Below are 22,158 nucleotides of genomic sequence, written 5' to 3'. Positions count from 1 at the left end.
AAGTGATAAATAAAATTAACAAAACTGGGCTAAAATACCGTTAGAATCAAATTATTGAACAAATACAAATAAATAATTAGAGGATAAGGCATGAACTTGATGAAAAAAACACTGCTGATGCTGGCACTCAGCAGCAGCTTGACCCTGAGTGGCTGTGGCTATAACACTTTGCAGGTTAAAGATGAAGCCGTAACGGCGGCCTGGTCGGAAGTACAAAACCAGTATCAGCGCCGTGCCGATCTGGTGCCGAACCTGGTCAATGTGGTGAAAGGCTATGCCGCACATGAAGAGCAGGTGTTGACTGAAGTTACCCAGGCGCGTGCCAATGTAGCCGGCTTAAAAGTCGATCAGGCGGTGCTGGAAGACCCAGCCCTGTTCCAGCGTTATCAGGAAGCGCAAGCGCAAATGACCGGGGCGTTATCGCGTTTAATTGCGGTATCAGAAAATTATCCGGACTTAAAAGCCAATCAGCAGTTCCGGGATTTACAGGTACAGCTTGAAGGCACCGAAAACCGTATTGCGGTAGCGCGTAACCGTTATATCACCACGGTGCAGGACTTTAATGCCTATTCACGCCAGTTCCCGCAGGTCATGACTGCAAAAGTAATTGGTATGGACACCAAGCCAAACTTTAGTGCCGATCAAAACGCACAAACCGCACCGACCGTGTCGTTTGAATAATCCCACGCCCAAGGAGCCGCGGATCATGCCTGATTCAATTACTGCTCTCATCCGGTGGATACTGCACAGCCTGCTGTTGTGTTGTGCGCTATTGCTCAGTTCACTCAGTCTGGCAGACACGACTGCCACCGGCTCAGCAGATGATCTGGCGGCGGCGCGTATCATTCAGGAACAGCAACGTGAGGCCAATGCTCGTCATCAGAGTCAGGCAGGCGCTGCATCCGAGGCAAGTGTTGAACAACCGGTGATTGCCAATGATATGGCAGAAAGCGAGTCCATCCGTGGTTTGCCGACTTTAAATGAACCGGTGATTGATCAGGCCAATTTGCTGAGTGCAGCGCAGAAACAGGCGATTAGCCAGCGGATTTTAGCGCTGCATCAGCAGGGTAAAGCGCAAATTGGGGTGGTGATTGTGCCGACCACCGGTCAGGAAGATATTTTTGATTTCGCCATGCGCGTTGCAGAACGCTGGCAATTAGGCTCGGCCAAATATGACAATGGCTTGTTAATGGCAATTGCAGTGAATGATCGCCGTATTCAGATTTTAACCGGTTATGGTCTGGAAGGGGTATTACCCGATATTGTGCTGGGCCGGATTATCAACAACCAGATCACCCCTTATTTTAAGCAAGCGCAATATGCCAGCGGTATTGAAGCTGGTCTGGCTGAAATTGAACGTATTTTGAATATGGACCCGGAAGTAGCGGCCACCGCGGCTAAAGAACTGCAGGAACGCCAGCAACAGGCACTGCGTGAGCAGCAGGCACGGGGAAAAACTTTTAATACAGTAATTTTTATTTTAATTGCCGGGGTGATTGGCTCTTATATTGTCGGTAAACGTCTCAGCGCTTCAACCGCTGCGGTGGCGGCTACGGTGGCGGGGTTGGTCAATGGTGTGGGCATATTTACCAGTCTGTTGATGGGACTTGGGATTTTCTTTTTACTCATTACCGCACTGGCCCAAGCGATTTTTCATATTTTCCTGGCCTCGGCCGGCCGTGGCGGTGGAGGCGGTGGCTTTGGTGGAGGCGGTGGATATAGCGGCGGAGGCGGCGGCTTCGGCGGGGGAGGAGCATCAGGATCATGGTAACCACAACAGATACAACCGAAATTATTACCCAGCCGAAAACTCAGGAGCTGAGCCAGCCCAGTTTAAAGCGCTGGTTTAAGCACTTTTTCTACATGCCGGCCACTAAACGCTTTTTTAACCAGCAGGACCAGTATGCGATTGCGCACGCGGTCACAGAAGCCGAGCATGGCCATATTGGTGAAATACAGGTGGTGATTGAAGGCTGTCTGCCTTCGCGTTTGGCTTATTATCAGGATACACGTACCCGCGCACGGCAGCTGTTTGCTGAATTAGGTGTTTGGGATACGGAATATAACAGTGGGGTACTGCTTTATTTAAACCTGTGTGAGCGTAAAGTCGAGATTGTGATTGACCGGGGTATTAAGCATGCCACCGAGCAGCAGGTCTGGGATGAGATTTGCCAGAAAATGGTGTATGGCCTAGCGCAAAGAGAGTATCAGCAGGCAGTGATCTTGGGTGTTAAAGAAATTGGCATGATTTTAGATGGTTTTTATGACCGGAAAATTCAGGATGAAGCCAATGAGCTGGGGAATAAACCAATTATCTTAGGGTAAACTATATCTTTTATAATTCTCTAAAAGATAAACTCATATTGACCTAATTAACTTATAAATAGAGTTTATATAACTCCTTATATAATAACAGCTCTAATCTATTTTCTTGTCTATCTGATTGCGGTAGTGAAGAATTACCTAGCCATACTACTATTTCATTATTCTCTGTTACTGCAAGGAGAGAGGTTGCTGCGGCAAGGCTTCCATTTCTATAATACATTTTTGGTGATAGGTTGTTTTTTTGATAAGATCTAAATAGATATCCATTACATGTTTTAAAACTATCGAACTCACAATTATCTTGAGCATTATTGGAACTATTTAAAAAATTATCAGTCTTGCTGTTAACAAGTTCATGAATGAGGGTGGCAAATTGAGAAGCATTGCCTGACAAGCCTCCTACAGCTGCAAGAGTATTGAAATCAAGATTTTTGTAGTATGAATTTGACCATGCGGTATTATTCCTATAATCATAGCTTACTTCATCTTTTTCAAATGGTCCCGCTATGAATTTAATATTCTTTGTGCTTAAGGAGTAATTTTTTCTTATATAGTCTTGAAAGGATTCACCAGTAACTTTTTCTAATACTAATGAAAGTAAACATGTATTTCTATTGTCATAGCGGTAATATTGGTTAGGATCAAAGTCTAAATGAATATTTGTCAATTTTTTAATATTGTATGGACACCAAGAGCGATGATTAAACTGTACTATTGGATCTAGGCTTTTCGTATGATCAAAACCAGATCTATGTTCTAATAAGTTTTCTATTGTTATAGTGGTAACACGTTCATCTACAAAATTTTCGTTATTTAGCTCTTTGAAGAATCTTGTCAGAAAATCATCTTTATTTATCTGACCTGCTTCTATTAGTTTTAAAATGGCATGATGTGTAATTACTTTGGTTAAGCTTGCATATCGGAATCGAGTGTCATTAGATAGACCTTCTATGAAAATAAAACCGTTTTTCCAGCCACTTAAGCAAGTGTGTAAATTTTGATTACTATCAATATATGCAATTTGATTTGTAAGTATTTTCTTATCGTTTATGATGAATTCTAAGCTGTTTTTCATCCATTTTGGCGAATTATCTGAGCATTTAATTGTTTTAATTGATAATTTTGCTTCAGACTCTTGCATTGTTTTTCCAATACGAGAGTGGATATTATTGTAGTCTTTAAAGAAGACCACTATGGATAAAATAGATAGGGTAATTAATAATAAAATTTTTACATTCATGATTTTTTTAATTTCTTCTTTATTTTTGCCCATAATCCATGCTTTTCAATCCATAAATAGTAATCCTGATATTCTTTAAATTTTAATAAATGCTTTTCTTCTGTTTTTGCACGTAAATAGTAAATTAAACTGATAAAACTGAGTGCCAAAAAATTTCTGACTATATCTAACCCTATAACACCAAAAAAAGGAACAGTATGTAACCACCAATATAGATTTTTAAAAAAATATGCTGGATGTCTCATATATTTATATAATCCAGTATTAATTAATCCTCTCCAAGATAAGTTCGAGAATTTAAAGCCAAAACTTAGCGTTGATAACCAATATAAAGTCCAACTTAAACAAATGAGAAATGCCCAAACCCAATACAAGAAATCATTAGGTTGTAACCAATTTGTCCAAATATAATTATCTGTTTGTTCACTGAAAAATCTATAAATACTTAATAGTGGAGGGTAACATATTAAGCAAACTAACCAACCTTGCCACGTTTCATCCACACTGACAGTTTCTGTACCTAAAATTTTACTTGAGAAAACATATCCCCCTAATGCAATGATCACATCACAACATACACCAAAGTAGAAAAGAAATTGGATTAAGCTCCAAGGTGTTTCAAAAATATTTTCCGACGTTAAAATTTGAAATATTGCGTGATTTAATCCTCCATAGATATATGGTATAAACAAAATTTTAACAAGATTACTCAAATAAAATATTTTATATTTTTCCCAATATTTTTTATTAAAACGAAATTCTTTAAACCAATTCAAATAGTGATCATTATTGGTTTTAGGGGGAGGGCTAAAGAAAACAATCCATAAATAAAAAGATAAAATGATTAAAGGTGAATAAATTAGAGAATCAATTAAGTAGTCACCATACAGTGGTTCATTAAAGAAATTAAATAATAGATAGGAAAAAATGATACTTAATAACCAAACGAATAAGTAAGTGAAGAAATTGATTTTATTATTTTTGTTTACTTTTAAACGATTGATTTTTTGTTTCTTAATTAGAAAAAATATGCCTATAAGTAAAGGGGTTAATATTAGAATTTTTGTTGTTAAATTAATATTTATTTCAAAAGGAATATTTTTAATTATAATTAATAAAGAAATAAAAGATATTATAATATATATACTTATTCTAAACATGTATTTTTCCAAAAAAATAAGCTATCTAATAAGATAGCTTATTTTTATTCAATCTTGATTAACCACCAGTTGCAGGAGCTGCTGCAGAACAAGATTTAGGAGCAAATTTAGTAGCTAAAGAAGTAGTACAAGCCCAAGCACCAGTACTTGCAGTATATGTATAAGTGATTGTCTGATCTTTAACATTATCATTAATGTCAGATGATTTGAACTTAGCTTCTAGAGCACATGTATCATTACCAGCAGTTGGCGTAATAGAAGCTACATATTGTCCAGATGTAACCACACCATCAGCATCTTCAATCTTACAACCAGCAGTAACGCCATCATTGCCAATTTTTTCAGTGATAGGTGTTTTTAGTCCACCAAGAAGTGCAGGACCTTCAGCTACTTGTGAACGACCGATGTAGTCTTGATAAGCAGGAATTGCGATTGCTGCAAGAATACCGATAATAGCAACAACAATCATCAACTCGATAAGCGTAAAGCCTTTTTGAGCATTCATAACATTCTCCACAAATGTTTTGTTAATTTAATTATAAGCTTTGTAAGCTAATTTATAGTTTGCACAAACTGTGCCAAACTATGTTAGCGACTTATTCTATAAGAAATCAATACTTTGCTCATATATAAATTGGAGTAAAAAAAATTGTCTGTAAATATATGTAAGTAACTGACGTAAATTGTCAGTTTTTTAGGTTTTTTATTGTTTCTTGAATAAGGGGAAGGTTCATTAGAAATATTAATATCACTGCAAAACTACAATCGCTAAATAATTAAATAGTGGCTCTCTCAGCTGCTTTTTTGATTATCATAGCTCATCTTTTTCTCAACTCTTGCAGCATGAAATTTTTCCTCTTGCTTCTCGCCAGTATCTTCATCTCCCTCGCCTGGCTATTGCCCATTCACTACCGACCATGGGTGACCTATACCGGCGAGCTGTACGCCTTTTTTGCATTGTTCGCTTTGGCGGCTATTTTCTTAAAAGAAAAACTGCTTATCCCAAAAATTAGCCTGCCTTTGCTGGCCTTAGCCGCGGTTCCATTTATCCAATGGGCTTGTGGTTTGCTGTTCTTTTTTGATAAAGCCCTATTTAGCAGTCTGTATATCTTTGGTTTTTGGTTGGCGATTGTACTGGGCTATAACCTGACCCTAGGTGCCGCGCAGCGAGAAAAAATATTTACAGGTTTCAGTTTTGTCTTTTTAGGCGTTGGCACCCTAACCGGTCTCATGGCTATTTGCCAATGGCTCACCATCGACCAGTATTTCCCGTTTATGGTAGACATCCGCACTGGCCAGCGTCCTTATGCCAACTTTGCTCAGCCGAACAATATGGCAACCTTTCTGGTCATGTCCTTAATGGCCTGTTTATATCTGTATGAAAAACAAAAACTGAAAACAGCACTTTTGGTTGCAACTGGTTTGGTGATCTTAAGCGGGGTGGTGCTGAGTCAATCGCGTACCTCTTGGGTCGCCTCACTGTGTATTCTGGCTTATCTCGGTTATCAGCAATACCAAGGCTATATCCGCCTGAAATGGTTCTATAGCGCGCTCTGGTTTGCCACTTTTGTCGGTTTAATCTTTATTGCACCTTCTTTAAGTCAGCTACTCTCTCAAAGTGCAGATATAGCGGTCCAGTCTCGTGATGTGGTACAGCGTGCCACTGGTGATATGTCACGACTGGCAATCTGGGAGCAAATGCTGCACGCAATTGCCCATCAACCCTGGTTTGGCTATGGCTGGCATCAGACCAGCGTTGCGTACACGACGATTAGTGAATTTTTCCAGGGACCGGTATGGATTCGTAGCGCTCACAACGTCGTGCTCGATCTTCTGCTCTGGAATGGTCTGCTGATTGGCCTGCCATTGTTGGCTTATCTGGCCTATTGGGGTTATCAGCTGCATCGGCAGGTGAATTCAACTATTTCGGTGATTGGCCTGTTGATGCTCGGTGCCTTCCTGATTCATGCCATGCTGGAATTCCCGCAGAACTACGCTTATTTTCTGCTCCCCGCCGGTTTTATCTTGGGGATTGTACAATCACAACGTCTAGGTGCTGGCGTGCAGTTATCGCCAATATTCATGCGCGTTGGCTTTGGCGTGGGCTTAGTCCTGCTGCTGCTAATTTATCGTGATTATGAAGTGATGGTGCCAAAGCTGAATCAATCGGTGCGTTATGAAAAGACACCGGAAAAAATCACCAACCAGGATCAGATTTATCTGCTCGAGGAATTTAACCGTCGTATTGCCTGGATTCGTCTGAATCCGTATAGCCAGCAAAGCCCAGAGCAATTACAGCAGATTCATGAGATTGTATTGAACTATCCAACCCAGTATGACCTGCTTAAATATGCCCGGGTGCTGGCATTTAATGGTTATGAAGCAGAAGCCAAACAGCAGCTGGAGCTGTTAAAGGTCTTGCGCAAGGTCGAGGTGGATTATGACAGCTTGCTGGATGGAGTAGAAATCAGACAGGAACCATAAATCATCTTATGATTTTTAAGGCTGCTGTTTGGGATTTGAAACACATTGCTCAATCCATAAAAAAGACCGGAACTCCGGTCTTTTTTGTACGCTTCATCTTTTTAATTGAACTTAGAGCTGGCTCTGAATATAGTTTTCAATACCGACAGATTCAGTTAAATCCAGTTGCGTGGTTGCCCAGTCCAGATATTCTTCTTCTTTTTCCAGGATTTCCTGAACCAGATCACGGGTCACATAATCCATTTCCTGTTCAGCCAAAACGACGGCTTTCTGAATGGCTTCAATATTTTCTTTGACTTTACGGACATCACAGTTCAGCACTTCAACCGTGTGCTGACCAATATACAGTTTGCCCAGATGTTGCAGATTCGGCAGACCTTCTAGAAATAAAATCCGCTCGATAATTTTATCGGCATGTTTCATCTGACGAATTGATTCTTTATATTCCGCCGAACCGAGTTGCTCAATGCCCCAGTCATTAAACATGCGCGAATGTAAAAAATACTGGTTAATCGCCGTTAAATGATGATACAGCACCTGATTCAGCTGATTAATCACCTCACGATTGCCTTTCATTGCACTACTCCATCTCACAATTTCTGCCCTAAACAGTTTTAAGGCAATCTAGAGCTTTATCTTAAACAAGATGATGGAGGATGGCGAGTAATTTATTGAACGGCAAATGAAAATCGTCATCAATGCGATTCGGCAGCAATACCTGGTCGGGCAATAAAAACCCGCCTGAGTCAGAAGCGGGGGAGGAGAGTCGGCCCACGGACCGAAGGATTTATTCTTATTGGAATTAGGCAGCTACTGCGAGACGGCCGGCAAGTTCGGCCACTTCATCGCTAATAATGGCACGTGCTTCAGGGGCACAGCGGCCACAGCAGGTACCCAGATCGAGCAGGTCACGAATTTCGCGATAGCTTTCAGCACCATTCGCTACGGCGTCTTTAATGTCTTGATCTGTAATACCACGGCACAAGCAAACGTACATTGATACAACCATGAAGAATTAAATAAGATAAGTGTTATTATTGATAATTATTATCGTTTGTCAATAAAAATCATTTGAAAATTCATTTGTTGTGATTGGGTTTTTGAATAAAAAAATACCATCTTATCGATGGTATCTTTTTTGTACAGCTAAGTTATTGATTAATAATTACTACACCATCCATTTCAACCAGTGCACCTTTAGGCAGGCTGGCCACACCTAAAGCGGCACGCGCTGGATATGGCTGGGCAAAATATTCACCCATAATCTGGTTCACCAACTGGAAATTGGATAAATCGGTCAGGTAGATATTGAGTTTGGCAATATCAGCCAGCGTGCCACCTGCGGCTTCACAGACGGCTTTCAGGTTGTCAAAAACACGGCGGATTTGCGCTTCAATGCCTTCAACCAGTTCCATGCTGTAAGGATCAAGGCCAATCTGTCCTGACAGGTACACGGTATTGCCAACTAAAATGGCTTGAGAGTATGTACCAATGGCAGCAGGCGCATTTTCAGTATGGATCACTTGGCGGGACATCGATTTCTCCTTTTATAAGTATGGACAGCATAAACGATTAGCCGGGCAGGCCCGGGACTATCGTATCATGATTAACAGGCTTTGGATGTTTCGGCAATATTGGGCGGCAGTTCCAGACGAATAATCCGCGGGAAACCGAAATGCATACGCAGGTCGCGAATAATCTGGGCAATCTGCTTACGGTTATTTACCACAATATTGACATAGGTCTTGGCATCGTGGCTACGGACCATTTCTACCCCGGTTTTGGCCTTACGGCATTGATAGATCAGGTCAGAAATTTGCTCATCATTCATTTCAATATCAATGCATAAATAGGCGGTGAAGCTGACGTCATCGACATCATCCGAGTTCCACTGCAGTGGCATGATATTTTCCGGATGCAGATGCTGTTCATGCAGCAGGTTATGGCAACGCGCGCGATGTACAATTAAACCCCGGCGGGATAAATGACCCTGAATCGGATCACCAAGTACAGGATTACAGCAATGCGCATATTTAACATCAATGCCTTCGGTGCCCTGAATCAGACGATCCGAAACTTCCGAGCTGCTGTCCTGTGAATAAAGATGGTTGGCCACCAGTTGTGGTAACAGGTCACCGACTGCAATCTGTTCGAACAGGCGTTCTTTACTGTCGATATGACGCCATTGCAACAGGTTAATCCAGTCGTCTTCGCTTAAATCTTTAATCGAACAGTTAAACAGTTTTAAGGCACGGTTAAGGGCCTGCTCACCCACCAGACGCTGCTCATCAATATCCTGATCACGCAGAATGTTTTGCAGGGCACGGCGCGCTTTCTGGGTGTTAATAAAGCTGAGCCAGTCGGGGTTTGGGGTGGCCAGTACATCAGTAATCACTTCCACCACCTGACCGCTGGTTAGGGGGGTAGACAGTGGTTTGATTTCTCCATTAATTTTGGCGCCGACCGCATGGTTGCCAAGGAACAGGCTGGCCGAATAGGCAAAATCAACCGCGGTGGCACCTTGTGGTAATTCATGTAGATGGCCATGCGGAGTATAAACCCAGATTTTTTCCTGATGCAGATAATCCAGCAGCTCGCTAAAGGTGGTTTTGGCACAGGCGCCATCAATCAGCACGTTCAGGTTTTGCATGGACGCCTGAATCGCCGAGCGGCAGGCTTGCGGTGCATTCTCACCAAGAACCACACCAAAACGGGCCGCTTTACGCATCAGCTCGGTTTGAATGGTTAAGGATAAGGTGGTTTCTTCACCTTTCAGGCGCAGCATCAGTGACTGGTTACCACCGGGTAAGGGACGGCGGATATGATCGGCAAAATGCAGTACCTGAAAATGTTCACGTAAAATATCGGCTAAACGGTCACAGTCGGCAATGCTTTGTAGAATAATTTCAAAGGCATGGCTGTGGGTCAGTTCTTGCAGATCGATGTCGTTTTTGACGAAATAACGGAGCAGTTCGATATTGTTATTTTTCTTTTTAATCCGGCCGCTAATCTGATGATATTGCAGTAGCTCTGCCAGGTTCTTTTCCCATTTGGCCTGATATTCACAGCGTTTCGGCTTGGTTTCTAGCAGGGCGGCCTGAACATTATTGAACATATCCAGATCAAGATTCTGGTAGCACAGATGTTCCAGGTTGTCGGCCATTTCATTCATACCGACAATACGCGCCATCGGCACAAAAATATCAAAAGTTTCCTGGGCAATGCGGGCGCGTTTATCTGGACGCAAGGCATCTAGCGTGGTCATATTGTGATAGCGGTCAGCCAGTTTAATAATGATCACACGCGGGTCTTGCAGGGTCGCTTGCAGAATTTTACGGAAGGACGCGGCTTTATTATATTCTTTATCGCTGGAATGGCTGAGTTTTGTGACGCCATCGACCAGCTCGGCCACGGTCCGGCCAAATTTCTCGGTAATATCTTCTTTGCTAAATTCGGTATCTTCAATCACATCATGCAGCAGCGCCGCCATCAGGGTTTCGGCATCCAGACGCATATGCGCCAGAATGCAGCTGACCGCAATCGGATGCAGAATATAAGGCTCGCCACTTTTACGGGTCACGCCATCATGCGCCAGATCGGCATAGTCACAGGCCGCAAGCACGCGCTCGCTATCGCTTTCACTCAAGTAAGCGTCGATAATCATATTTAGTTGCTGTTTGGCTTGGCTGACCTCTGCGCCTGGCATATACCACCTTTAACTACAATGCTCGTAACAATCACAAAAACTGATCTTCTAATGAAAAACATATTGCATGACTTGTCAATTTTTTTCACCGAAAATATCGAAATAAAAGCTCGTTGTAATTACGAGTTCCGATGCTTATGTTATAACGGTTATTGCGCAAATATTAAAGTTCAAATAATAAAAAAGCCTAGTAAAAAACTAGGCTTTTTCAGGATGTATTTTCTTATTGGAAAGAAAAACCATCTAAATTCAAGTTATTTGCTGAAAGTGCAAGGTCAAGGCTAGAGGTTTGGTAGTCCTGATCGCGTTGTTTCAAAATGTCTTTAGAAACGTGGCCTTCTGCAATTTCACGTAAAGCAACAACGGTAGGTTTGTCGTTGTCCCACTCAACGGTAGGTTCAATTCCTTGACGTGCCAATTGACGCGCGCGTTTGCTTGCCACTAGTACAAGCTCAAAGCGGTTGTCTACATGGTCTAAACAATCTTCAACGGTGACGCGTGCCATAAGAGTTCTCGTTTGAATGGTAAATTTAAACAGACTGTGCAGTATAAGGTGCTTTGTCTGAAGACTCAAGTTTTAATCAGGGTGCTGTAGGGGTAATCAGCTTCTGGATCAGCTCCTGGTGACGGTTGGCCTGCTGGCTTAACACCAGACGGTTGGCAATAATCACGGCTTCTAAATCATGCAGCGCTTTATTGAAGTCATCATTGATAATCACATAGTCAAAGTTGACATATTGCTGCATATCTTCTACTGCACAGCTTAAGCGATGTTCAATCACATCGACAGCATCGGTGCCGCGATTGGACAGGCGTTGACGCAAGTCAAACTGGCTTGGCGGTAAAATAAAAATCTGTTTCGATTCAGGAAAAAGTTTGCGCACCTGCTGCGCACCTTGCCAGTCAATTTCCAGCAGGACATCGTGACCTTTGGCCAGTTGCTCTTTGACCGTGGCTTGGGCTGTTCCATAATAATTGCCAAAGACTTCGGCATATTCAATAAAACCGCCTTGTTGCACCAGGTCGATAAAATCCTGTTTCTGGGTGAAATGGTAATGAACGCCGTCCAGTTCGCCAGGACGTTGACCACGGGTCGTGTGGGAAACAGAAACGTGCAGATTGTTGACACGTTCAAGCAGGGCTTTAACAAGGGATGTTTTGCCTGTTCCTGAAGCTGCAGAAACGACAAACAAGAGACCCGACATGATATTTTTCCTGATATGATAAAATATCTTCTCTATTTTAGAGCAGAGCTGGCTTAAACAAAATAGTTAAGCATCTATTTGTTTGCATTAATTTCGCATCTGTCTGCAAAAGTTGAAATGAATATCGAGGGTTCTATGGAAATTGTATTGGCTAATCCACGTGGTTTTTGTGCGGGTGTGGACCGTGCAATTGCGATTGTGAATCGTGCCCTTGAATGCTTTAATCCACCAATTTATGTGCGTCATGAAGTGGTGCATAACAAGTTTGTGGTCGATGATTTACGTCAGCGTGGTGCGATTTTTGTAGATGAGCTGGATGAAGTGCCAGACGACAATATCGTGATTTTTAGTGCCCATGGCGTGTCAAAAGCCGTCCAGCAGGAAGCGGAACGCCGTGGCCTGAAAGTGTTTGATGCCACCTGTCCACTGGTGACCAAGGTGCATATTGAAGTGACCAAATATGCCCGTGAAGGGGTCGAGGCGATTTTAATTGGACATGAAGGCCATCCTGAAGTGGAAGGCACCATGGGTCAATATGACAAGAAAAATGGTGGTGAAATTTATCTGGTGGAAGATGAAGAAGATGTTGCGGCTTTAAGCGTGCGTCATCCTGAAAAAGTCGCATTTGTTACGCAAACCACGCTGTCGATTGATGATACCGCCAAAGTGATTGATGCCTTACGCCAGAAATTCCCGCAGATTCAGGGACCGCGTAAAGATGATATCTGTTATGCCACCCAGAACCGTCAAGATGCGGTGCGTGATTTAGCTAGTCAGTGTGATGTAGTGCTGGTGGTCGGGTCGCCAAACTCGTCGAATTCGAACCGTTTACGTGAACTGGCCGAACGCATGGGTAAACAGGCGTATCTGGTCGATAATGCCGATCAGCTGGATCAGGCCTGGTTTAATCCTGAAACGAAAATTGGTGTGACTGCCGGTGCGTCTGCACCGGAAATTTTAATTAAACAGGTGATTCAGCGTTTGCAGGACTGGGGGGCAACCGCACCTGCCGAGCTTGCTGGTCGTGAAGAGAACATTACCTTTAGTTTACCGAAAGAGTTACGTATTCCTGTAACTCAGGCTTAAACTGAGAAATAGATAACAGTCTAATTTTTCTTTTAAAAATAAGTAGATGATTGTGATATGACAGTCATCTGCTTTTTTGTGCCTTTTATCTGTTCTGTGTAGTTTTTGTAACTTTAATAAGTATGATTTTAACTGGGCCAAGATTTTTGCCTAGGGGGAGAGCATGCGAAAAAGTCAGGGATTTACCTTAATTGAGTTGATGGTCACGATTGCGGTGCTGGCGATTGTGGCGATGATAGCGGCGCCTTCTTTTGGAGATTTGATTGCAAAACGACATTTAGATACCTCAATTCGTGAGCTGTCTTTGGTGTTGAGTGATGGCCGAGCACAAGCGACAACTTTAAGAAAAAATGTGACGGTAAAATTTGAAAGTGGAACAAATACAGCAGAGGTTCGTTACTGGATACCCAAATATGACGATGTGGATATGAATTCAAATGCCAGGGATGTTGATTTTTCTGATGTTACTTATAGTCCAGTCGGGATTCCACAGCAGAGAACTAAAACGATTAATAATCCAGATCATAACCCTGAGGAGGAATCTAAGCCCGATGCTGTTCCTCCAATCAATCCAGAAACATTACAAGTGTTGTTACCGCTCAAATTTGAGTTATGTAATTCAAAAATAAATCAAAGTCGAACGATTACACTTTCAATGAATGGCACTGTAGAAAAAATCGAATCAGGAGTGTGCTCATGAGCAATATGAATACACAAAAAGGTGTTGGCTTAATAGAGGTCTTGGTTGCCTTGCTTTTGCTTGCTATTGGCGTACTTGGCTTTGTGGGACTGCAATTAAGAGCCATGGATGCTGCGAATGAAGCAACCGATCGCACAGTTGCTATTAATATTGCGCGTGATTTGGCTGAACGTATGAGGGTAAATAGGTTGGCCTTACCTGAGTATAAAGTAGCAATCAATGCCAAAACTGAAAAAAGTGGCTGTGTAGGAAGTGAGCAAGGTTATTTGCCGAATTGTTCTAGTGAAGAAATGGCAGAGGTTGATTCTAGTCAGATTACTGAGAAAGCAGCTGAAGTTGGCCATACTGTAAAAATCAATAATTGTGTTGGCAGTAGTTTGAACTGTATTTATGTCGCTTGGGGCGATACCAATATAGACAGTAACTTAGATGCTTGTATTGATGCTTCGACTGGAGCATATGTAGCGAATTCTAAATGCTTGGTTATGGAGGCTTTTTAAAATGAGTTTGAATAAAAAGCTTTTTTCATTTTCCAAACAAAGCGGCTTCACTCTTTTAGAACTTATGATTGCGCTTAGCCTAGGGCTGATTGTTAGTGCAATTGCGATTCAGTTGGCTTTAACAGGTCAAAGAGGTGTATCAACTCAACAGGCACTTTCTGATTTGCAGAATGATTCATTGTTTGGCTTGGAAGCCTTTGTTCGTGAAATACGTTTGGCTAATTTAAATGCGGTTGAGCCAATGATCAATGACAGGGTTCTGCACGGGGGAATAGTGTTGGACGCACGCAATTACACCCAAAAATTTAAAAATGGTGAGGATGGTAAACCTACTACAACTTTAGATATTACACTTAAAAATGCTTTGTCTGAGGGGGCAGTAAGTGATTCATCTAACTTAGTGGGGCAAGCAAGTGACCAATTGGTGATTCAATATAAAAACTCTATGGGTAATCGGTTTGACTGTGAAGGTCGCGAAATTGTGAGAGATGCGTATGTGGTACAGCGTTATTTTTTAAGAAGTGATACCAATAGAAATGACCCAAATAAACCGTTGGCTTTAGCTTGTACGGCTGCTAGTTATACAGGAGATGAGCCAACGGAAATTGATTTATCTGGTAATGGACAAATTATGATTCCTAGAGTGGATCATTTAAGTGTGCAATTTGTTGTTGCAAGAGATGGAATGAACAACGCTTGTTCGGCAGCTGCAGATACAGATGGGCAGTTGGATTGTTTTGGTCAAATTTCAATTGCTGACTACAAGAATCTTGCTGCCACAGAGAAACCACAGATTGTTGCAGTCAAAGTAGGGCTGTTAGTTCGTTCTAATAATACTGTGGGCAATAATGACTTATTTAATGCTGATAAAGAATATCAAGTTTTAAATACTCGAGCGAAATTAAGTCCAGATGAAAAAAATAAGTTGTATATGCGAAATGTAGTTACACAAACCATTGCGATACGTAATGGTTTTGGCATTGCGAAGTAAGGAGTGGGAAATGAATGTACTAAAAGTAAATCATAGACGCTCTCAAAATGGTTCAGTACTTATTGTTGTATTGGTGATGCTGATTGTGATTGCAATTGCGGGTACATGGGCAATTCGTTCCAGTATTACCTCTTTAAATATTTCAACCAATGCCCAAGCGAGTTCGTTATTGGTTCAAAACAGTGACTCTGTTTTTTTTACTTTAGAGAACAAAACCAGTAATGCTTTGCAATTTGCTCAAATGCGTATTGGTGATGGCATGTTGGCTTATGCGCTACGTCCTGAAAATAAAGGTAAAGAATTAGTATTTTGTGTGCGAGGTAATGTGACAGATAACTTTTCTGGGAGTCGTATTGCCAGTTCTGTGTATTGGCAGAATAAAAAAATTGTAAATACCGAATTGGGACAAAATGGTTTTTGTCAAACAACTCGTGGTGATTTTATTAGTGGTCGTCAAGCTGTAATGACTCAGGTTACTGTGCGTGCAGCAGATACGGATCGAGATTGGGAACACATGATGGAAGGCGATGACAAAGAAAGCTCAAAGAGTACGGGAATTCAGCGTGTGGTGATTACTGCAACCTCTTTACTTCCAAATTTAAGTTCAGCCAGTGTTCAACAAGTTAATAATTGTTTAAAAAATCACACCAGTTTTGTTGATCCTTTGGTTGAAAACGATACCGTTACCGATTGTTTGGCAAGAAATAATGTTCCATACAGTACTCAAGATATGGAATACAGTTTGCGTTCACTGAAAGCCTCTTAGGAGATGAATATGAAAACTTTAAAAAATCATCATGCTAATGTGCTAGATGTGAAGGCACGAGCTAAAGAATTTGGGCATAAGTTCAAGTTAAGTACTTTGGCAGGTGCAATGACCTTGCTTATTGCACAAAGCAGTACCAGTTACGCCAGTGATATTGAAATTTATACCAAGCCGAACTCGAATGCAGGTTCTGGTGTTGTAGTGATGATGCTGGATACGTCGGGGAGTATGTCTGTAACAGCAGCAGGTGAGTCAGCTTGTGATTTGCCTAAAGGGTTAAAAGATTATAGAACTATGTATAGAAATACAGAAAATACATCTGGAGGATATACTCGTGAATACTGTTACTTCAATACGAGCTCTATAGAAGCTTATTATTATAAAAAAACTGGTTCACAATGGTATAAATGTCCTATTGGTACAGTTTCAGTGTCAGATAGTTGTTTTGTTAAAATTGATGGTTTACCAGATATAACTGGTTTTACGAATCGATGGCAAGGAGGGTCTCAGTACTTTTATAAAACCTTAACTCGTAATGATAAGTTTTATGATCGAATGAGCCGCTTAAAAGATGCTTTATATACCTTGGCAACTATGCCTGTTTATGATGAAGACACTGGAAAAGGAATTAAGTCTGATGTAAAAATCGGAATTGGAACATATCCATATATCGGAAGTGGTTATGATATTAACCGTAAAGGATTTATGCGTATTCCTGCAAGAGAATGGGGGGGAGTCGGATCTCCTCAACGTTTGGCTGTGATTAATTTTATTCGTAGAGCCGACTTTAGAGGAAATGGTGGAACGCCTACATCAGCAGCTTATGCAGAGGCGGCTGCTTATTTGTTAGGAACAACTACGGGTGGAGGTACTTATAGTGGCATTGAACATTCTAGACGAGAGGATACCAGTTTAGTTACAGGAGCGGGAGGTAGTGCAAGATATGTTTCTCCCTTGGATAAATCTGCTACTGCTGCAGAGTGTAGTGGTCAAGGGATTTATTTTTTAACAGACGGTGAACCACAGACACCAGGTCCAACAGATACAGCGAATTTAATGGCAAATGCATTAAATAGAACAAGTTATAGTTTTTCTGTAGGGTTATCTGGTGGAGCAAATGATGGTGTAAATTTGGGTACTAATTATGGGGGGGCAGCAAAATCAGATTGGAGAGCTATAAGTTCGTTTGCAAAATCACTCAATGATAAAGATGTGATTAAAAATGCCTTAAACGTTGCTGAAGATAAACGTCAAGTCCTGACGGCAGTTGTGGGTTTTGGTTCAGTATTTGATGGTGATTATGATGATATGAATCGAGATGCAAAAAATGCCTATGACTGGGGAACCAAAGGTCGTGGTTATGGCGAGGGTGGATTTATTGCTGCGAAAGAATCTCAGCAAATTGTTGAAAGCTTAAATGAATTTATTGGAGAGGTTGGTGGCTCAATTTCAAGTATCAGTACAGGTTCTTCTACTATTCCTGTTGATGCATTGAATCCAGAATCACTTCAGGCATTTTCATATTTTCCTCAATTTGAACCTAAAGTTGCTGATGAGGATGATCAACAACTTTGGTTTGGAAATTTAAAAAAATATTATGTGGTCAATAATAGTGTTTATGCTTCAGAAAGTGGTGGTCCAGCTTCACTAGTGGTGAAAAAAAGTGTTTTACAGGATTTAAAAGATATTTGGGGGGATAGCACCAGTTACCCTTCAGGAACAGCGACCTTTGCGAAATGGGGAGCATTATCTAAACTTCCGCTGGGTACACAGCAAAATGATGATACATTTACAGGACGTAAACTGTTAACCGATTATGATTTTAATGAGGCTGCTTCTGGTACAGAAAAAGTTTCTCAAAATTTACAGCTAGTAAGAATTACCCATCAATACACCACAGATGAAAAAACCAAAACAGACAACCCAGAACGCATTAAAGGTTTAATGGGCTTGTTAGGTTATAACATCGCTTCAGCAAGTGAAAACTTGGAAGGCGCAACAGCAAACTTAAGACAAATGGGCAGTATTTTACACTCATTGCCTGTGTTACTTACCCAAAGTGGTAAAGCCGTTGCTGTGAAAGATGCAACATCAGGTAATGTCTATGTCGATACTACAGACCGTAAAGATTATGTGCTCTTTGGAACAACGCAAGGTTTACTGCATGTAGTCGATGCTAAAACCGGGGTAGAGAAATTTAGCTTCTTACCTAAAGAGATGGCAGAAAAACAATATGAATTATTTAAGTCGGGTGCGGGTACCTGGGATAATGGTAAAAATGCTCTTTATTATGGGGTAGATGGTGAGTGGGTAGCCCATACCGTTTATGTGAGTAAAGATGATGGAACTCTAACCGTTGATGGGGTTGTGCGCGATGTTGCAGGCGGTTTAGAAGGGGAAAAAGAAAATTTACAAGGTAAACAGTGGGTTTACGGTGGTCTGCGGATGGGAGGACGTAGTTATTACGCTTTAGATTTAACCGGTTTAGATGATTCATCCAGCAGCAGTCCTAAAATTAAATTCCATATTGATCCTGCATCAAGTTCAGTCAAAAGTTTGGGTTATGATGAAGATGGCAACCCAGTTTTGATCACAAAAAAATATGCTGCTTTGGCTAAAATGGGCCAAAGTTGGTCTAAGCCGAAGCTTGATTACGTAAATTGGAACGGTGAGCGTAAATTAGTGATGTTTGTGGGTGGTGGCTATGATGCTGGCGGTGATGATGGTGATGGCCTGTATGATGCGAATGGTGTAAGAACAGGTTATGCGGGTTATGAAAAATATAATTATGAGCAAGACAATGAAATCGGTGCGGGTGTGTATATGTTCGATGCCGATAATGGCGAGTTATTGTGGTATGCCAGTAAAACGGAAGCGAGTGGTAGTGTAGAACATACCGAGCACGACGACTTACAATATAGTGTCGTCAGTGAAATTAAAACCGTTGACCGTAACAATGACGGTGTTGTCGATCACCTGTACTTTGGCGATTTGGCTGGACAGGCGTTTCGAGTTGACTTACATCAACCTCAAAGCGATGGTTCTTTTGAGTTTGTACCGCAAATTACCCGTATTTTAAATTTACATAAAACCAATGGTACAAGTCCTCGCTTTTACTACCCGCCGGTCTTTACAGCTCACCATAGTGCAGGGGGAACCGAAGGGGGGAATATTGTCGTAGCATCCTTCCTGTCTGGAAATAAAAGCTCTCCTTTATTAGCCACTAACGATTCACCGACGACTACAGGAACGACTAGTTCTTCAGGATTGGAGTTCGATGGTGTTTATGCTTTGTATGAATATGATATCCATCCGACGGGTACATATTATCCAGCTTCATCACGAGCGGATAAAACTATAGCAGCAGCGGGTGAAGGTATAAGTCTAGATAAGTTAATGCCTTTATCTGTCTTGGTAAATAGTAAAACTGCAACGACGAATCGTGGTGCAGCCATTAGCCCGACCAGTGGTTGGGGAGGGTGGTATTATAAATTTGAGCATAAATTTGAAAGTACTACTGGTGCAGCTAAAACAGAAGGTGCGGGTGTGATAAAAGGTCTTACCCCACTGGTTGCAATGGAAGGAAACCTCTACGTTACTATGTTTGATGCAGCAGAAGCTGGTACGACTTCAGCTTGTGGGGCGGGTGTCAAAGGACAAAGTTTTACCCAGCGTCTCTGTTTACCTACAGGTGTTTGTCCCGAGCTGGCAAATTATAAATACAATTTGGGTTCAGGAATTGTGAGCTTAAACGTCGGTCCAATGTCAGAGCCTACAGGAGGTAGAGGGATTGTAATTCCTGATAATGATCCAGAAAATGTAAAATGTGAGGGAGAAGATTGTGCTGAACCAGGTAAACGTTTTATTCCGGCTGGCGGAGCATTAAAATTTATTCCGCATCGTTGGTATGAACGATATTCGGTAAAGGAGTGAAAAAATGAAATTTATTTTTTTACAGTCTAAGCCCCAAACAGGTTTTACTCTGATTGAACTGATGGTGGTCGTAGTGATTGTGGCATTACTTGCTGCAATTGCGATGCCAAGTTATCAGGTTTATATTCAACGTTCGCATCTTGCTCAAGCACAACAGGAAATGCAAAAACTTGCTGAGCAACTGGAACGACATAAAGCTAAGAACTTTAGTTATAAAGGGTTTGAGGCGAGTTATTTATATAAAGATAAAACAGGCACGTTAAGTTCAAACTTTGATACCGCCAAACAGCAAGTTTTACTTCCTATTCATTCGGATAACCCTAAATATAGATTGAGTATTATTGGGTTTTATTCTGTACGTGAGTTTGCAAAGGATGAAGATGGAAATATTACCGATACGGCAAAAGATTTAGAGGTCAAAGCAGATTTATTGAATAAAAAGATTGATTTTGATCGGTCAGCGCAGGCTGATATTTTTGCTATTGGAAGTAATTGGGCTATTAAAGCAGAAAGTCTAGATCAAAAAAATTATAGTCTTTTGTTAAACAGTTTAGGCACCAAGTGTATGAACAAAGAAGACTATACCAAAGTGACTTATACTTCTTGTGGTGAGGCAAATGAGGGAAGCGAATCATGGTAAGACAAGGGTTTACACTTATAGAACTTATGATTGTCATTGCGATTATTGCAATTTTAGCTGCTATTGCTTATCCCTCTTATCAGCAATATAAAATTAAAGTAAATCGGGCAGAAGCACAATCAGAGATGATGTTCATTGCTGAAAGAATGAATGCCTATAAAGGAATGAATGGTTCTTTTTCGGGGGCAACGATTGCACAAATATATGGATCAACAGTAACTCCCAAACAAGGCACTGCATTATATGATTTAAGCTTTGATGCTGCACTAACCAATGCAACCCGTTGGACTCTAATTGCTCAACCTAAGGCAGGTACGTTACAAGCGGGCAATGGTTGGATTTGTTTAAACAATCAATCAGAGAAATATTGGGCAAAAGGCGAAGCGCGTTGTGACTTGTCGCCAAACTCTACCTGGTCCGATAAATAAATTCAAAACTGCGGATAAACACTTTTTGATCTTTCATTCAGGGCAAACTTCGCGTAAAATACTGCCCTCTATGAAAGGGGTTTGAAATGTATCGATGGTCGGTACAGGGATAATCCGTAAAAACTATAAGGTTGTATCATGGTAGTTATTCGTCTTACTCGCGGTGGTGCTAAAAAGCGTCCATTCTATCAAATCGTTGTAACTGATAGCCGCAATCCACGTGACGGTCGTTTCATCGAACGTATCGGTTTCTTCAACCCTACAGCGCAAGGTAAAGCAGAAAAACTTCGTTTAGATGCTGACCGTTTTGCTCACTGGGTAGCACAAGGTGCTCAACCTTCTGAACGTGTTGCTTCTTTAGCTGCTCAAGCGAAGAAAGCTGCAGCTGCTGCATAATTTTAAAGAATTAAGTAGTAGGTAGCCCATGACACCAACACAGAATGTACCCGAAGATCGTATTCAGATTGGACAGCTACGTTCAGCATATGGATTAAATGGGTGGCTCTGGGTCTATTCCAATACAGAACCTATGAGCAACATGTTTGACTACCTGCCTTGGTACATTGAGACCAAAGCAGGTTGGCGAACTGTCGATGTAAAACGTTGGAAACCACATGGCAAAGGCCTGGTTGTCAGCTTAAAAGGTGTGAGCGATCGCACTGCAGCAGACGGTCTGGTTGGCGCAAATATCTGGATTTCAAAATCGCAACTGCCTCAAGCGGGCGTGGATGAGTATTACTGGTCTGATTTAAAAGGTCTAACCGTGTTAGGTCTGGATGATGAGGAACAGGAAGTCAATCTCGGTCAAATCCACGAACTGTTTGAAACAGGTGCTAACGATGTGATGGTGGTTCGCGCAACTGCCGAAAGCATTGATGGCGAAGAGCGTATGATTCCATGGCATAAAGATGTGGTACAACGCGTTGATCTCGAAACAGGTCGTATTTACGTCAATTGGGGCGTAGATTACTAATATTTTTGGAAATACGGGAGT

Annotated in this window: 23 protein-coding genes; 14 read left to right on the top strand and 9 right to left on the bottom strand. The window is 41.5% G+C overall.

Annotated features, from left to right (window positions below):
- The first annotated feature begins 90 nt into the window (after positions 1–90).
- Genes FTT89_RS05455 through FTT89_RS05445 form a run of 3 tightly spaced genes read left to right on the top strand, consistent with a single transcriptional unit; the run spans position 91 to position 2,325 of the window.
- Complete coding sequence (locus tag FTT89_RS05455) at positions 91–681, top strand: LemA family protein (RefSeq protein WP_005180484.1); 591 nt, start codon at positions 91–93, stop codon at positions 679–681.
- A 25-nt stretch (positions 682–706) separates the two neighbouring features.
- The gene (locus tag FTT89_RS05450) at positions 707–1,771 is read left to right on the top strand and encodes a YgcG family protein (RefSeq protein WP_180172751.1); all 1,065 of its coding nucleotides are present in this window, start codon (positions 707–709) and stop codon (positions 1,769–1,771) included.
- Entirely contained in the window at positions 1,765–2,325 is a 561-nt protein-coding gene (locus FTT89_RS05445; RefSeq protein WP_075167866.1) for a TPM domain-containing protein, read from the top strand. The genes FTT89_RS05450 and FTT89_RS05445 overlap by 7 nt, the downstream gene beginning before the upstream one ends.
- A gap of 52 nt (positions 2,326–2,377) precedes the next feature.
- Here the strand turns inward: FTT89_RS05445 and FTT89_RS05440 are convergent, their stop codons facing one another.
- Genes FTT89_RS05440 through FTT89_RS05430 form a run of 3 tightly spaced genes read right to left on the bottom strand, consistent with a single transcriptional unit; the run spans position 2,378 to position 5,230 of the window.
- Positions 2,378–3,598, bottom strand: coding sequence for a serine hydrolase (locus tag FTT89_RS05440; protein ID WP_180172750.1), 1,221 nt, complete (start codon positions 3,596–3,598; stop codon positions 2,378–2,380).
- Positions 3,562–4,725 (bottom strand): isoprenylcysteine carboxylmethyltransferase family protein, encoded by a 1,164-nt coding sequence (locus FTT89_RS05435; RefSeq protein WP_180172749.1) that lies wholly within the window; start codon positions 4,723–4,725, stop codon positions 3,562–3,564. The genes FTT89_RS05440 and FTT89_RS05435 overlap by 37 nt, the downstream gene beginning before the upstream one ends.
- Before the next feature lie 58 nt (positions 4,726–4,783).
- Positions 4,784–5,230, bottom strand: a complete 447-nt coding sequence (locus FTT89_RS05430; RefSeq protein ID WP_180172748.1) for a pilin — start codon at positions 5,228–5,230, stop codon at positions 4,784–4,786.
- 338 nt (positions 5,231–5,568) lie between these two features.
- On the opposite strand from FTT89_RS05430, the gene FTT89_RS05425 reads away from it, so the two are divergent.
- Positions 5,569–7,209 (top strand): PglL family O-oligosaccharyltransferase, encoded by a 1,641-nt coding sequence (locus tag FTT89_RS05425; protein WP_180172747.1) that lies wholly within the window; start codon positions 5,569–5,571, stop codon positions 7,207–7,209.
- 111 nt (positions 7,210–7,320) lie between these two features.
- Here FTT89_RS05425 and bfr read toward each other — a convergent pair whose 3' ends face one another.
- The 6 genes from bfr to gmk all read right to left on the bottom strand — a co-directional run bounded on the left by bfr (position 7,321) and on the right by gmk (position 12,120).
- Positions 7,321–7,785, bottom strand: coding sequence for a bacterioferritin (gene bfr / locus FTT89_RS05420; protein ID WP_005180468.1), 465 nt, complete (start codon positions 7,783–7,785; stop codon positions 7,321–7,323).
- 226 nt (positions 7,786–8,011) lie between these two features.
- Positions 8,012–8,206: a bacterioferritin-associated ferredoxin gene (locus tag FTT89_RS05415; RefSeq protein ID WP_034597991.1), complete on the bottom strand. Its 195-nt coding sequence runs from the start codon at positions 8,204–8,206 to the stop codon at positions 8,012–8,014.
- A 154-nt stretch (positions 8,207–8,360) separates the two neighbouring features.
- Entirely contained in the window at positions 8,361–8,744 is a 384-nt protein-coding gene (locus tag FTT89_RS05410; RefSeq protein ID WP_005180461.1) for a RidA family protein, read from the bottom strand.
- 71 nt (positions 8,745–8,815) lie between these two features.
- Positions 8,816–10,915 carry a bifunctional (p)ppGpp synthetase/guanosine-3',5'-bis(diphosphate) 3'-pyrophosphohydrolase gene (locus FTT89_RS05405; RefSeq protein WP_104498093.1) on the bottom strand — a complete coding sequence of 700 codons (2,100 nt, stop codon included), beginning with the start codon at positions 10,913–10,915 and terminating at the stop codon, positions 8,816–8,818.
- A gap of 223 nt (positions 10,916–11,138) precedes the next feature.
- Positions 11,139–11,420: a DNA-directed RNA polymerase subunit omega gene (rpoZ, locus tag FTT89_RS05400; protein ID WP_004809957.1), complete on the bottom strand. Its 282-nt coding sequence runs from the start codon at positions 11,418–11,420 to the stop codon at positions 11,139–11,141.
- Positions 11,421–11,496: 76 nt separating this feature from the next.
- A complete protein-coding gene (gene gmk, locus FTT89_RS05395; RefSeq protein WP_045795273.1) occupies positions 11,497–12,120 on the bottom strand; it encodes a guanylate kinase in 624 nt (207 codons plus the stop codon).
- A 135-nt stretch (positions 12,121–12,255) separates the two neighbouring features.
- Between gmk and ispH the strand changes: the two genes are divergently transcribed.
- The 10 genes from ispH (at position 12,256) to rimM (ending at position 22,137) form a co-directional block, all read left to right on the top strand.
- Positions 12,256–13,206, top strand: coding sequence for a 4-hydroxy-3-methylbut-2-enyl diphosphate reductase (ispH, locus tag FTT89_RS05390; RefSeq protein WP_045795274.1), 951 nt, complete (start codon positions 12,256–12,258; stop codon positions 13,204–13,206).
- Positions 13,207–13,369: 163 nt separating this feature from the next.
- Positions 13,370–13,906, top strand: coding sequence for a Tfp pilus assembly protein FimT/FimU (locus tag FTT89_RS05385; RefSeq protein ID WP_180172746.1), 537 nt, complete (start codon positions 13,370–13,372; stop codon positions 13,904–13,906).
- Complete coding sequence (pilV, locus tag FTT89_RS05380; protein WP_180172745.1) at positions 13,903–14,406, top strand: type IV pilus modification protein PilV; 504 nt, start codon at positions 13,903–13,905, stop codon at positions 14,404–14,406. The genes FTT89_RS05385 and pilV overlap by 4 nt, the downstream gene beginning before the upstream one ends.
- Before the next feature lies 1 nt (position 14,407).
- Complete coding sequence (locus FTT89_RS05375) at positions 14,408–15,397, top strand: PilW family protein (protein WP_180172744.1); 990 nt, start codon at positions 14,408–14,410, stop codon at positions 15,395–15,397.
- Between the two features lie 10 nt (positions 15,398–15,407).
- Positions 15,408–16,163 carry a hypothetical protein gene (locus FTT89_RS05370; RefSeq protein ID WP_180172743.1) on the top strand — a complete coding sequence of 252 codons (756 nt, stop codon included), beginning with the start codon at positions 15,408–15,410 and terminating at the stop codon, positions 16,161–16,163.
- Positions 16,164–16,172: 9 nt separating this feature from the next.
- Positions 16,173–20,096, top strand: coding sequence for a hypothetical protein (locus tag FTT89_RS05365; RefSeq protein WP_180172742.1), 3,924 nt, complete (start codon positions 16,173–16,175; stop codon positions 20,094–20,096).
- A gap of 4 nt (positions 20,097–20,100) precedes the next feature.
- Positions 20,101–20,736 (top strand): prepilin-type N-terminal cleavage/methylation domain-containing protein, encoded by a 636-nt coding sequence (locus FTT89_RS14615; protein ID WP_180172741.1) that lies wholly within the window; start codon positions 20,101–20,103, stop codon positions 20,734–20,736.
- The gene (locus FTT89_RS05355) at positions 20,730–21,164 is read left to right on the top strand and encodes a type IV pilin protein (protein ID WP_104473452.1); all 435 of its coding nucleotides are present in this window, start codon (positions 20,730–20,732) and stop codon (positions 21,162–21,164) included. Before FTT89_RS14615 ends, FTT89_RS05355 begins: the two co-directional genes overlap by 7 nt.
- Positions 21,165–21,302: 138 nt before the next feature.
- On the top strand, positions 21,303–21,560 hold the full coding sequence (rpsP, locus tag FTT89_RS05350) for a 30S ribosomal protein S16 (protein ID WP_004809941.1): 258 nt from the start codon (positions 21,303–21,305) through the stop codon (positions 21,558–21,560).
- 28 nt (positions 21,561–21,588) lie between these two features.
- Complete coding sequence (rimM, locus tag FTT89_RS05345) at positions 21,589–22,137, top strand: ribosome maturation factor RimM (RefSeq protein WP_180172740.1); 549 nt, start codon at positions 21,589–21,591, stop codon at positions 22,135–22,137.
- Positions 22,138–22,158: the final 21 nt, after the last annotated feature.

Source organism: Acinetobacter sp. YH01025, from assembly GCF_013420185.1.
In the GTDB taxonomy this organism is placed as follows: Bacteria; Pseudomonadota; Gammaproteobacteria; order Pseudomonadales; family Moraxellaceae; genus Acinetobacter; species Acinetobacter indicus.
This window is presented reverse-complemented; position numbering and strand designations above follow the sequence as displayed.